Source organism: Micromonospora sp. C28ISP2-4 (assembly GCF_030519385.1).
GTDB lineage: Bacteria > Actinomycetota > Actinomycetes > Mycobacteriales > Micromonosporaceae > Micromonospora > Micromonospora tulbaghiae.
On sequence record NZ_JAUMKG010000004.1, the window covers coordinates 357,421 to 369,563 of the forward strand.

The window sequence follows — 12,143 nt, forward strand, 5'->3', positions numbered from 1 at the left end:
AGCGCATGACCGCAGAGCAGTTCGCCGACCGGCACATCGGCCCCGGCCGCGACGACGAACGCCGGATGCTGGACACAGTCGGTTACGGCTCCGTCGACGAGCTGATGGACGCCGCGATCCCCGAGGTGATCCGCTGGCACGGCACCCTGGACCTGCCCGCCCCGGCGAGTGAGCGGGAGGCCATCGCCGAGCTGCGCGCCCTGGCCGCCCGCAACACAGTCGCCGTGTCCATGATCGGCCTCGGCTACCACGGCACGCACACCCCGGCGGTGATCCGCCGCAACGTGCTGGAGAACCCGGCCTGGTACACCGCGTACACGCCGTACCAGCCGGAGATCAGCCAGGGCCGGCTGGAGGCGCTGCTGAACTTCCAAAGCATGGTGTCCGGTCTGACTGCGCTACCAGTCGCGAACGCCTCGATGCTCGACGAGGGCACCGCCGCGGCCGAGGCGATGACGCTCGCCCGCCGCGCGTCCAAGAGCAAGAGCCCGGTGTACGTGGTTGACGCCGACGCGCTGCCGCAGACCGTCGCGGTGATCGCCAGCCGCGCCGAGCCGCTCGGCATCGAGGTGCGGGTCCTCGACGTCGACCGCGACGAGCTGCCGGCGGAGTTCTTCGGCCTGCACCTGCAGTACCCGGGCGCGTCCGGCGCGGTCCGGGACCACCGCGCCCTGGTCGAGGCGGCGCACGGCGCGGGCGCGCTGGTGACGGTCGCGGCGGATCTGCTGGCGTTGACGCTGCTGCGCCCGCCGGGCGAGATCGGCGCCGACATCGCCGCCGGCACCACCCAGCGTTTCGGCGTGCCGATGGGCTTCGGCGGGCCGCACGCCGGTTACCTGGCGGTGCGTTCGGGCCTGGAGCGGATGCTGCCGGGCCGGCTGGTCGGGGTGTCCCGCGACGCCGACGGCAACCCGGCGTACCGGCTGGCGTTGCAGACCCGCGAGCAGCACATCCGCCGGGAGAAGGCGACCAGCAACATCTGCACCGCGCAGGTGCTCCTCGCGGTGATGGCCGGCATGTACGCCGTCTACCACGGCCCGGACGGGCTGCGCGCCATCGCCCGGCGTACCCACGAGGCGGCGGCGCGGCTCGCGGCCGGGCTGCGCGCCGGCGGCGTGCGGGTCGCGGACGTCGCGTTCTTCGACACCGTCACCGCGACCGTGCCGGGCCGCGCCGCCGACGTGGTGGCCGCCGCGGCGGCGCGCAACGTGAACCTGCGGCTGGTCGACGCCGACCGGGTCGGCGTCTCCTGCGACGAGACCACCACGCCCGCGCACCTCGCCGCCGTGTGGGCGGCGTTCGGCGTCGACGAATTCGACGGCGACGCCGACGCGACCCTGCCCGACGGGCTGGCCCGCACGTCTGACTTCCTCACCCACCCGGTGTTTCACAGCCACCACTCGGAGACGGCGATGCTGCGCTACCTGCGCCGCCTGGCCGACTTCGACTACGCGCTGGACCGCGGCATGATCCCGCTGGGGTCGTGCACGATGAAGCTCAACGCCACCACCGAGATGGAACCGATCACCTGGCCGGAGTTCGCGCACCTGCACCCGTTCGCGCCGCAGGAGCAGACCGCCGGGTACCGGGAGCTGATCGCGCAGCTGGAGGGCTGGCTGGCCGAGGTGACCGGCTACGACGCGGTCAGCGTGCAGCCCAACGCCGGGTCGCAGGGTGAGCTGGCCGGCCTGCTGGCGATCCGCGCCTACCACCGGGAGCGTGGCGAGGGCCACCGCGACGTGTGCCTGATCCCGTCGTCGGCGCACGGCACCAACGCCGCGTCGGCGGTGATGGCCGGCATGCGGGTGGTGGTGGTCGGCTGTGACGCCGACGGCAACGTCGACCTGGTCGACCTCGACGCGAAGATCGACAAGCACCGGGACGCGCTCGCCGCGATCATGGTGACGTACCCGTCGACGCACGGCGTGTACGAGACCGGCATCGCGCAGCTGTGCGCGAAGGTCCACGACGCCGGCGGTCAGGTGTACGTCGACGGCGCGAACCTCAACGCGCTGGTCGGGTTCGCCAAGCCGGGCCGGTTCGGGGCGGACGTGTCGCACCTGAACCTGCACAAGACGTTCTGCATTCCGCACGGTGGCGGCGGCCCGGGTGTGGGGCCGGTGGCGGTGCGTTCGCACCTGGCGCCGTTCCTGCCCGGTGACCCGCTGGGCGCGCGCGCCGACGGGCGGCCGGCGATCTCGGCGGCGAACCACGGCTCGGCGGGGATCCTGCCGATCCCGTGGGCGTACCTGCGGATGATGGGCGCCGACGGGCTGGCCCGCGCCACCGGCGTGGCGGTCCTGGCGGCGAACTACGTGGCAGCGCGGCTACGGAACCACTTCCCGGTGCTGTACGCCGGCAACAAGGGCCTTGTCGCGCACGAGTGCATCCTGGACCTGCGGCCGCTGACCAAGGCCACCGGTGTGAGCGTCGACGACGTGGCGAAGCGGCTGATCGACTACGGCTTCCACGCGCCGACGATGTCGTTCCCGGTGGCCGGGACGCTGATGGTGGAGCCGACCGAGAGCGAGGACCTGGCCGAGCTGGACCGCTTCTGCGACGCGATGATCGCGATCCGGGCGGAGATCGACAAGGTCGGCTCGGGGGAGTGGCCGGCGGGGGACAACCCGCTGTCCAACGCGCCGCACACCGCGGCGATGGTGTCCGCCGACGAGTGGGCGCACCCGTACCCGCGGTCGGTGGGCGCCTACCCGGCGGGTGTGGACCGGGCGGGCCGGTACTGGCCTCCGGTTCGGCGCATCGACGGGGCGTACGGCGACCGGAACCTGGTCTGCTCGTGCCCCGCGCCGGAGGCGTTCGAGGACTGAGCGGCTGACGCCGGGGCGGTGGGCTCTCCCCGCCCCGGCCGGTGCGCCGGACGGTCGTGACCGGCGCGTACGCTCACTGACGCTGCGTGATCGCTCAGGCGACGAGGGCGTGGCGGGCCGGACCCCGGTGCGGGGCGATGGTGCGCCCGTCGGGGAGCAGCTCACCGGTGTCCTCGAAGACGATGACACCGTTGCAGAGCAGGCTCCAGCCCTGCTCAGGGAAGCAGGCAAGAACGCGGGCGGCCTCGCGGTCGGTCGCGTCGGCGGAGGGGCAGGTGGGCTGGTGCTGACACATCGGGTTCTCCGGACTGTGGGGGCACTGTGTCATGGTTCACATGACCAGTGACGCACAGTACCAAGGAAAACTGAGCGGCAACGAGCAAGGATGCGTCATGTTCACCCAGAATGGGCTGAACGGATGACCCGGAACCGCCCAGACGTCGTGGAAGCGCTCCCACAGGTGGAGGTCGATGTTCCCGGCGCGCCGCCCGGATGCCGCCGCCGGCTCGTCGAGACCGCCCGGCTGCACTGGTCGATCGGCGACGGCGGCGACCCCGCCGACCTGGCCCAACGCTTCCTCGCCGCGCACGGCATCGACCGCGACGACCTGTCCCGCCCCGGCCGCCACGACCCCGACGGGGGAGTGTGCGGTGCCGCGCTGTACCTGTCCGCCGCCGCCGGCGCGTACGCCATCGGCGTGTCGCCCGGCGCGCCCAGTCCCGCACCGGCGCTGCCCGACCTGGTAGTGGTCGTCTACCACCACACCGACCGCCCGCCGGCACCCCCGCGCCCGGTCCTCGCCCCCTGGCGGCTCGGACCGTGGCGCGACAGCTGGACCCCGGCCGCGCACGCCGCCGCCGTCGGCGCGGTCCGCGACGCCATCGCCCGCGGCGACGTCTACCAGGTCAACGTCGTCGGCCACACCGCCGCCGGCTACACCGGCGACCCGCTGCCCGCGCTGGCCCGCCTCGCCGCGCTGCCCGGCGCCCGCTACGGCGGCACCCTGCACGGCCCCGGCTGGGCGCTCGGCTGCGCCTCCCCGGAGACCCTCGTCGCGGTCGAGCACGGCCGGCTGGTCACCCGCCCCATCAAGGGCACCCGCCCGGCCACCCCCGCCGGACGCCGCGACCTGCTCGCCTCGGCCAAGGAACGCGCCGAACACGTCATGATCGTCGACCTGGAACGCAACGACCTGGCCCGCGTCGCCCGCACCGGCTCGGTGCGCGTCGACGAGCTGTTCGCCGTACGCCGCTGGTGTGACCTGTGGCAGGCGGAGTCCACGGTGTCGGCGGCGCCCGCCGACGGTCTGGGCCTGGCCGACCTGCTGCGCGCGGTGTGCCCCGGCGGGTCGGTCACCGGCGCGCCCAAACACGCCGCCCTGGCGCGCATCGCCGCGCTGGAGCCGGTCGGACGCGGCGCGGGCATGGGCGCGCTCGGCTGGGTCGGGCCCGACCGGCTCGACCTGGGCCTGACCATCCGCACCGCCGCCGCCGACGGGGACCTGCTGCACCTGTGGGCCGGGGGCGGCATCACCTGGGACAGCGACCCGGCCGCCGAGGTCGCCGAGGCCGCCGCCAAGGCTGCCCCTATCCGCGCCCTGCTCGCCGGCTGACGGGCTGTCCGCCGGCCCGGCTCCGGCAGCCCGGCTCCGGCGGCTCCGGGCGCCGGCGGGCCTCCGGCGGTTCGCGCGGCGAAGGCCCGCGTGACGCCTCAGCCGGCGGCGAACTCGTCCAGGGCGGCGACCACCCGCTCGCCGATGCCGTGGCCGCCGCCGTGCCCGCCGGACTCCACGATCTCCAGCCGCGCGTCCGGCCAGTCCCGGGTCAGCAGCCACGCGATGTCCGGGGGACCGCTGACGTCGAGCCTGCCCTGCACCAGCACCCCCGGAATGCCCGCCAGGCGACCCGCGTCGCGCAGCACCTGCCCGTCCGGCTGGAAACCCCGGTTCGCGAAGTAGTGGGTCACCAGCCGGGTGAACCCGTACCGGAACTCCGGGTCGGCGAACCGGGGACTCGGCGCGTATCCGCCCGCGAGGGACACGTGCACGTCCTCCCAGTCGCACCAGTCCCGCGCCGCCTGCTCCCGCACCGCCGGGTCCGGGTCGTTCACCAGCCGCGCGTACGCCGCCGACAGGTCACCGTCGCGGTCGGCCTCGGGCACCCCGTCGCGGAACCGCGCCCACTCCTGCGGGAAGACCCGACCCATGTCCCGGGTCACCCACTCGATCTCCCGGCTGGTGTTGGCGACCACGCTGAACAGCACCAGCGCGCTGACCCGCTGCGGATGCCGTTGCGCGTACGCCAGCGCAAGGGACGACCCCCACGACGCGCCGCACAGCAGCCACCTGTCGATCCCCAGATGCGCGCGCAGCACTTCCATGTCGGCCAGCAGATGCCCGGTGGTGTTCACCGACAGGTCGGTCGCCGGATCGGACGCCGGGGGAGTGCTGCGCCCGCAGCCACGCTGGTCGAAAAACACGATCCGGTACGCGGCCGGGTCGAACAGCCGCCGCCACGACGCGCCCGCCCCGGAGCCGGGCCCGCCGTGCACCACCAGCGCCGGCCGGCCGTCCGGGTTGCCGCACGTCTCCCAGTACACGCGCTGCCCGTCCCCGACGTCCAGCATGCCGTGGGCGTACGGCTCGATCGGCGGATACATCAATGGCCTCCCGGGGTCAGATACAACAGCGCTGTTACATTAGTGGACGTGACCGCTCCCGACCGCGACGCGCTCGGCACCCTGCTACGCCACGTCCTGGACGTCCTCGACGGCGATGTCGCCGCCGTCCACGAGCGGCTCGGTCTCACCGACTACCGGCCCCGCTACTCACCGGTGCTGCGCGCGCTCGTCGCCGACGGTCCGCTGCCCATCCGCGACCTCGCCGCCCGCGTCGGCGTCACCCACTCCGCCGCCAGCCAGACCGTCGCCCAGATGCGCCGCGCCGGCCTCGTCGACCTGCGCCCCGGCGCCGACGCCCGACACCGCATCGTCACCCTCACCGGCCGCGCCCGCGCCCTGCTGCCCGCTGTCGAAGCCGAATGGGCCGCCACCAGCACCGCCATGCGTCACCTCGACACCGAACTGCCGGTGCCCCTGGCCGACGAGCTGTACGCCGTCCTGGCCGCCCTGCGCCGCCGGCCCCTGCGCGACCGCATCGCCGACACCGGCCTGCTGGACACGCCACCGGACACCCGCGAACGGTAAGCAACGGATAGCCTTCCGGGCATGACTATGCGCCCCATCCGGATCATCGGCGACCCCGTGCTGCGCACCCCCAGCGAACCCGTCACCAGCTTCGACGCCGAACTGCGCGCCCTCGTCACCGACCTGATGGACACGCTGCTCGGCGCGCCCGGCCGCGCCGGCGTCGCCGCACCCCAGATCGGCGTCAACGCCCAGGTGTTCGTCTACGATGCCGACGGCCACCGCGGCCACATGGTCAACCCCACCCTGGAGGTGTCCGACGAACTCCAGGACGACGAGGAAGGCTGCCTGTCCATCCCCGGCCTGTACTTCCCGACACCCCGCGCGCTGCACGCCACCGCCCACGGCTACGACCAGCACGGCGAGCCGCTCACCGTCACCGGCAGCGGCTTCCTCGCCCGCGCCCTGCAACATGAGACCGACCACCTGCGCGGGCGCCTCTACGTCGACACCCTGCGCGGCGACACCCGCCGCCGCGCCCTGCGCGAGATCCGCGCCGGCCGGTTCGACTCACCCAGCCGCGGCCGCTGACGTCAACGCGCACTCGGTGAACCCGGCCACCCGGGAGAACCCCAGCCGCTCGTACAACCGCACCGCCGCGGCGTTGTCCGCCCGCACGTTCAACGTCACGTGATCCACCGACGCGCGCAGCCGGGCGCACAACGCCGCCACCACACCCGCACCCAGCCCACGGCCCCGCACGTCCGGATGCGTCGTCACGTTCCCCAGCGCCGCCACCCGCCACCGCGGCGAGAACACGTGCACCCCCGCCACCGCCACCAGCCGGTCACGCTCCCGCACACCCACGTACTGGCCCGTCTCCAGCATCCGCGCGTCGAACCAGTTCCCCGGATACGCCACCGCGTACAACCCGGAAAGCTCCGCCGCGTCCGCCGGCCCCAACGGCTCACCCACCGCCGGCACCGCCGCCAGCCGGCCCGGATCCGTCAACGCCATCCGGTGATGCGCCGCCGCCTCCGACACCACGAACCAGCGCGACACCACCGCCTCCAGACCGGGGGACAGGTGCGCCCACATCCGCGCCGGCAACACCGGCGCCGCCTCCGCCAGCAACCCGGCCAGATCCGCCACCCGATCCGGTGCCGCGAACGCCAGCAACGTCGGCAACTCCACCCCGTGATACAGCAACACCACCTGGTCGCCACGCCGGAACCACGACGTGTACGGCCAGAAGAAATCGTCCAGATCACCCAACTGGTACGCGTGCAACACCGGATCCCGGCCCAGCAGGCCCGCCAGCACCGCCCGGTCGTGCTCCGCCCGCACCGCCACCGCGATCAGCCCGCCGTCCACTGGTCGTAACCCAACCGGGCCACCAGCGCCAGCACCACCACCAGCAGCACCACCCGCACGAACCCGGCACCCCGGCGCAACGCCATCCGCGCGCCCACCGCAGCCCCCACCACGTTGCACACCGCCATCGCCGCACCCAGCGCCCACCACACGTGCCCGGTCAACCCGAACACCACCAGCGCACCCAGGTTCGTACCCGCGTTCACGACCTTCGCCATCGCCGACGCGTGCACGAAATCCGAACCCAGAATCGCCGTGAACGCCAGCACCAGGAACGTGCCCGTACCCGGCCCGATCAACCCGTCGTACAGCGCGATGCCCAGACCGGCCACCGCCACCGCCACCACCACCCGCGCCGGAGTCCGCCGCTGCGGCGACGCCACCACACCCAGCGACGGCCGCGCCAGCACGAACACCGCCACCGCCACCAGCACCACCAGCACCACCGGCCGGTACGCGCTACCCGGAACCGCACCCGCCAACGCCGCACCCAACCCCGCCGTCAGCACCGCCAACCCGGCCGCCGGACCCGCCACCGCCCAGTCCAGCTTCGTCCGCCGCGCGTACGTCACCGCCGCCGTCGACGTACCGAAGATCGCCGCCAGCTTGTTCGTGCCCAACGCCGTCGCCACCGGCACACCCGGCGCCGCCACCAGCAACGCCGGCAACAACAACAGACCGCCGCCACCCACCACCGCGTCCACCCACCCGGCCAGAAGGGCAGCGCTCAACAACGTCGTCAACGACAGGGCATCCACAGCCGCATTCTGCCCACGCCGCCACCAGCGACGGGGCCCCCTGTGGCCAGCCTCACCGCCCCCGGCGACGCCGCAACCACATCCCGGCCGACCCCACCGCCACGAACACCAGCATCGAACAGCACAACAGTTTCAGCACCCGGCAAGACTCCCACGACGACGTAGGGTGTCCAGGTGCGCCTGGCCACCTTCAACCTGCTGCACGGCCGCTCCCTCACCGACGGGCTCGTCGACCCCGACCGGCTCACCGCCGCCGTCACCGACCTCGACGCCGACGTCCTCGCCCTCCAGGAAGTCGACCGCGACCAGACCCGCAGCGGCAAACTCGACCTCACCGCGGTCGCCGCCCGCGCCCTGCACGCCGACCACCACCGCTTCGCCGCCGCCGTCGTCGGCACCCCCGGCGAACAGTTCCGCCCCCTCACCCACGACGACGACGGCCACGGCGAACCCCTCTACGGCATCGGCCTGATCAGCCGACACCCCGTCCGCTCCTGGCAGGTCACCCGCCTGCGCGCCGCCCCCGTCCGCTCACCCATCTACGCACCCGGCCCCGGCGGCGGACTCGTCCTGCTCCGCGACGAACCCCGCGTCGTGCTCGCCGCCGTCCTCGACACCCCCCACGGCCCCCTCACCGTCGCCGCCACCCACCTGTCCTTCGTGCCCGGCTGGAACCTCTGGCAACTACGCCGCGTCATCCGCGTCCTGCGCACCCTGCCCGCACCCCGGATCCTGCTCGGCGACCTCAACCTGCCCGCCGGACCCGCCGCCGCGCTCACCCGCTGGCAACCCCTGGCCCGCCGCCCCACCTACCCGGCCGGGCAACCCCGCGTCCAGCTCGACCACATCCTCGCCGACCGGCACGCCCTCGACCGGCTCCCACCCGTCACCGCCGTCCACACCCCGCTGGCCACCATCTCCGACCACCGGCCCCTCGTCGTCGACCTCGGCTGACGCTCAACCCAGACCGCTCTGCCGCCGCGCCGCCTCCACCGCGTTGCGGAACAACATCGCCACAGTCGTCGGACCCACCCCACCCACACGCGGCGTGATCGCCCCCGCCACCTCGGCACACGACTCGTCCACGTCCGGCAGCAACCGCCGCCCCTCGTACCGCACCCCACCACCGACCACCACCGCACCCGGACGCACATGCTCCGGCCGCACGATCCCCGGCACCCCCGCCGCCGCCACCAGGATCTCCGCCCGCCGCGTGTACCGCGGCCAGTCCGCCACCCCCGTGTGCACCACAGTCACCGCCGCGTTCGCCGTCGGCCGCTTCTGCGCCAGCAACATCGCCAACGGCCGGCCCAACGTCGCACCCCGCCCCAGGATCACCACCTCGCGGCCCGCCACCGGCACACCGTGGAACGCCAGCAACGCCTCGATCCCCGCCGGCGTACACGGCAACGGACCCGGCAACCCCAACGCCAACCGGCCCATGTTCACCGGATGCATCCCGTCCACGTCCTTGTCCGGATCCAGCACCGCCAACGCCCGGTCGTAGTCCAGGTGACCCGGAATCGGATACTGCACCAGCACCCCGTGCACCGTCCTGTCCGCGTTGAAATCCGCAAGCACCGCGTGCAGATCCGCCTGCGACGCCGCCGCCGGCAGATGCACGTGCGGCGACGCGAAACCCAGCTCCGCCGCCTGGCGCTGCTTGATCCGGATATAGCCCGCGCTCGCGTCGTCGTCACCCACCAGCACCGTCGCCAGCGCCGGCGTCACCCCCGCCGCACGCAACTCGGCCACCGACGCGGCGACCTCCGACAACACCCGCTCCGCCACCGGAGCACCCGGCAACAACCGCGCAGAAGACATACGACACCTCGCCCGCGGAGGCCCAGGCGGTCGACCCCCACGACGAGCTCCCCGATGGTTCACCCATCCCCGTGCCGCCAGTCGCGTTCCCCCTCAGCCTGCCACAGCCTCCGCCGCCACCGCATCCACCACCGCCTGCCACCCCGGCAACGCCGCCAGCAAACCGTCCGCCCGCCGCCGCCGATCCGCCGCCGACGCCACCCCCAGATCCGCCAGCACCGCCCCGAACGCCCGCTCCCGCTCCGGCGCCACCGCGCCCAACACCACATGACACCGCGCGTACGTCACCAGCACCCAGAACATCGCCTCCCGATGCCGGCCCGCCGCGATCAGCTCAGCCGCACCGTCGAACACCACCGGACGCCCCGCCGCACCCAGATCCGCCCCGAACGCGAACCCCTCCCGCGGCAGCCGCGCCACCTCGTCGAACACCACCGCCAGCCCGTCCAGATGCTCCCGCACCCGAGCCGCGTCCACGCCCGCCCCGCCGCCGTCGAGCGTGTCCAGCAGCTCCGAATACCGATCCGCGAACCCGAACCGCGACAACACCCGCTCCGCCCGCACGTACCGCCGCCGCACCGTCGGATCCACCAACCCCGCCACCGCCGGCCACACCGCCAGCAACGACGTCGGAAACACCCACGCCAGCACCTGCTCCGCGGTTGGCGGTTCGGCGTCGACCGCCCGCAACCCGGCCTCGATCCGCCGCCGCACCCCCGCGCACCGCGCGGCCACCCACACCGGATCCGCGAACCCCGCCGCCACCCGCTCCCGCACCGCGGCCAACCGGCCCGACGGATCCGCGATCACCCCATCGGTACGGAACATCGGCGCGAACACCCACGACCCCAGCACGTCCTCCGGGCCACCCAACTGCGCCCACGTGGTCGTGCTGACCTCCAGCAGCACCCCCCGGTGCACGAACTTGCCCACCTTCCCGCCGGGCTCCCGGCACACCAGCAACACGTCCACGTCCGACCACACCGGCAGCACCGCGTCCTCCGGCAACCCCACGGTCGACCCGCTGAAGAACGCCCCCTCGATCGACGGATCGACGCGCATCCGCTCCCGCACCCACCCGACCGCCACCGCACGCGCCGCACCCACCCGCATCCGGCCGATCCTGCCAGCGCACCACCCCTCGCGCCGACCGCCGCGCGGCCGTCACCGCGGCGGCGTCAACCCCGACAACGCCCGGTTGGTACGGTTCGCCGCCACCGCCGCCCGCTGCTGACCCGCCGTCACCTCGATGTACGTCTGCGACGACGCCAACGACGCGTGCCCCAGCAACCGCATGATCTCCGCCGCGCTCGCCCCGTCCTCCGCCAACCGCGTCGCGAACGTGTGCCGCAACGCGTGCAACCGGGCGCCCCGCGGCACCCGGTCACCGATGCCCGCCCGCCGGTAACACGACTCCACCAGGTACTGCAGCCCACCCCGGCGCAACGCCTCACCCTGACGGTCCACCAGGAACGGCGAGTCCGGCCGCACGCTGCGCGACCCGAACCGGTGCCGCCGGCTGTCCAGATAGCCGGCCAGCACCCGGTCCACGGCGTCCTCGATCGGCACCGTACGCGGCCGCCCGCCCTTACCCGCCACGTCCACCCGCCGCTCGCCGTCGCGCCCCGCCACCGACGACACCCGCAGCGCCAGCAGCTCCGACAGCCGCAGCCCCGCGCACAACGCCAGCGCCAGCACCGCCAGGTCGCGCTCCGGCCACGGATCACGTTGCCGGCCCTCCGCCCGGGCCACCGCCGCCAGCAGCTCCTCCGGCGTGTCCTCGCCCCGCAGCGGCTTGGGCCGGGGGAGCGGCGTGCGGGGCCGCCCCACCGCCGGCATCGGATTTCCCGGTACGACACCCTCGGCGACCAGGAACGTGAAGAAGCTGTTCCAGGTCGACCAGGCACGATGGACCGACGCGGCGGCGCGGGGAGCGGCGAACCTCGCAAACGCCGCCCGCATCACCCGGGGGGAGAGGGCGCTGACCGCCAACCGGTCCAGGGGGAGGGGAGTGGCGGCGTCACCGTCCGCCGCCACCAGCGCGGCGACAGCGGTCAGATCCCTCCGGTACGCAGCCAGGGTGTGGGGGGAGGGCTTACGGGTGGCCCGGGCGGTGAGGAACTCCTCGATCAGAGCCGGTACCGTTCCGTCCGGTTTGTCATGCATAAGACATATTATGCATGATTCTCGCGTTCCCGCCAGAAGTGCCCGCCCG

Annotated in this window: 12 protein-coding genes; 5 read left to right on the forward strand and 7 right to left on the reverse strand. The window is 73.7% G+C overall.

Translation table 11 applies throughout. The annotated features are described in order from the left end of the window. The first annotated feature begins 5 nt into the window (after nt 1-5). Nucleotides 6-2,828, forward strand: coding sequence for an aminomethyl-transferring glycine dehydrogenase (gene gcvP, locus Q3W68_RS17870; protein WP_302906511.1), 2,823 nt, complete (start codon nt 6-8; stop codon nt 2,826-2,828). Nucleotides 2,829-2,922: 94 nt separating this feature from the next. Here gcvP and Q3W68_RS17875 read toward each other — a convergent pair whose 3' ends face one another. Further along, nucleotides 2,923-3,123, reverse strand: coding sequence for a DUF5999 family protein (locus tag Q3W68_RS17875; protein ID WP_013286363.1), 201 nt, complete (start codon nt 3,121-3,123; stop codon nt 2,923-2,925). Between the two features lie 123 nt (nt 3,124-3,246). Here Q3W68_RS17875 and Q3W68_RS17880 point away from each other — a divergent pair, with 123 nt between their 5' ends. Beyond that, on the forward strand, nt 3,247-4,440 hold the full coding sequence (locus Q3W68_RS17880) for a chorismate-binding protein (RefSeq protein WP_302906512.1): 1,194 nt from the start codon (nt 3,247-3,249) through the stop codon (nt 4,438-4,440). Nucleotides 4,441-4,538: 98 nt separating this feature from the next. Here the strand turns inward: Q3W68_RS17880 and pip are convergent, their stop codons facing one another. Beyond that, a complete protein-coding gene (pip, locus tag Q3W68_RS17885) occupies nt 4,539-5,486 on the reverse strand; it encodes a prolyl aminopeptidase (RefSeq protein WP_302906513.1) in 948 nt (315 codons plus the stop codon). 48 nt (nt 5,487-5,534) lie between these two features. On the opposite strand from pip, the gene Q3W68_RS17890 reads away from it, so the two are divergent. Both Q3W68_RS17890 and def read left to right on the forward strand, forming a co-directional pair. Next, entirely contained in the window at nt 5,535-6,032 is a 498-nt protein-coding gene (locus tag Q3W68_RS17890; RefSeq protein ID WP_302906514.1) for a MarR family winged helix-turn-helix transcriptional regulator, read from the forward strand. Between the two features lie 21 nt (nt 6,033-6,053). Continuing rightward, on the forward strand, nt 6,054-6,563 hold the full coding sequence (gene def / locus Q3W68_RS17895) for a peptide deformylase (protein WP_269696996.1): 510 nt from the start codon (nt 6,054-6,056) through the stop codon (nt 6,561-6,563). Here def and Q3W68_RS17900 read toward each other — a convergent pair. Next, a complete protein-coding gene (locus tag Q3W68_RS17900) occupies nt 6,543-7,346 on the reverse strand; it encodes a GNAT family N-acetyltransferase (RefSeq protein WP_302906515.1) in 804 nt (267 codons plus the stop codon). The two genes, def and Q3W68_RS17900, sit on opposite strands and share 21 nt — an antisense overlap. Next, entirely contained in the window at nt 7,331-8,080 is a 750-nt protein-coding gene (locus tag Q3W68_RS17905) for a TSUP family transporter (RefSeq protein ID WP_302906705.1), read from the reverse strand. Before Q3W68_RS17905 ends, Q3W68_RS17900 begins: the two co-directional genes overlap by 16 nt. A 198-nt stretch (nt 8,081-8,278) precedes the next feature. On the opposite strand from Q3W68_RS17905, the gene Q3W68_RS17910 reads away from it, so the two are divergent. Next, the gene (locus Q3W68_RS17910; protein WP_302906516.1) at nt 8,279-9,058 is read left to right on the forward strand and encodes an endonuclease/exonuclease/phosphatase family protein; all 780 of its coding nucleotides are present in this window, start codon (nt 8,279-8,281) and stop codon (nt 9,056-9,058) included. Between the two features lie 3 nt (nt 9,059-9,061). Here Q3W68_RS17910 and Q3W68_RS17915 read toward each other — a convergent pair whose 3' ends face one another. The 3 genes from Q3W68_RS17915 to Q3W68_RS17925 all read right to left on the reverse strand — a co-directional run bounded on the left by Q3W68_RS17915 (nt 9,062) and on the right by Q3W68_RS17925 (nt 12,094). Continuing rightward, nucleotides 9,062-9,928 carry a bifunctional 5,10-methylenetetrahydrofolate dehydrogenase/5,10-methenyltetrahydrofolate cyclohydrolase gene (locus Q3W68_RS17915; RefSeq protein WP_302906517.1) on the reverse strand — a complete coding sequence of 289 codons (867 nt, stop codon included), beginning with the start codon at nt 9,926-9,928 and terminating at the stop codon, nt 9,062-9,064. 93 nt (nt 9,929-10,021) lie between these two features. After that, nucleotides 10,022-11,041 (reverse strand): hypothetical protein, encoded by a 1,020-nt coding sequence (locus Q3W68_RS17920; RefSeq protein WP_302906518.1) that lies wholly within the window; start codon nt 11,039-11,041, stop codon nt 10,022-10,024. A 51-nt stretch (nt 11,042-11,092) separates the two neighbouring features. After that, nucleotides 11,093-12,094 (reverse strand): tyrosine-type recombinase/integrase, encoded by a 1,002-nt coding sequence (locus Q3W68_RS17925; RefSeq protein ID WP_302906519.1) that lies wholly within the window; start codon nt 12,092-12,094, stop codon nt 11,093-11,095. Nucleotides 12,095-12,143: the final 49 nt, after the last annotated feature.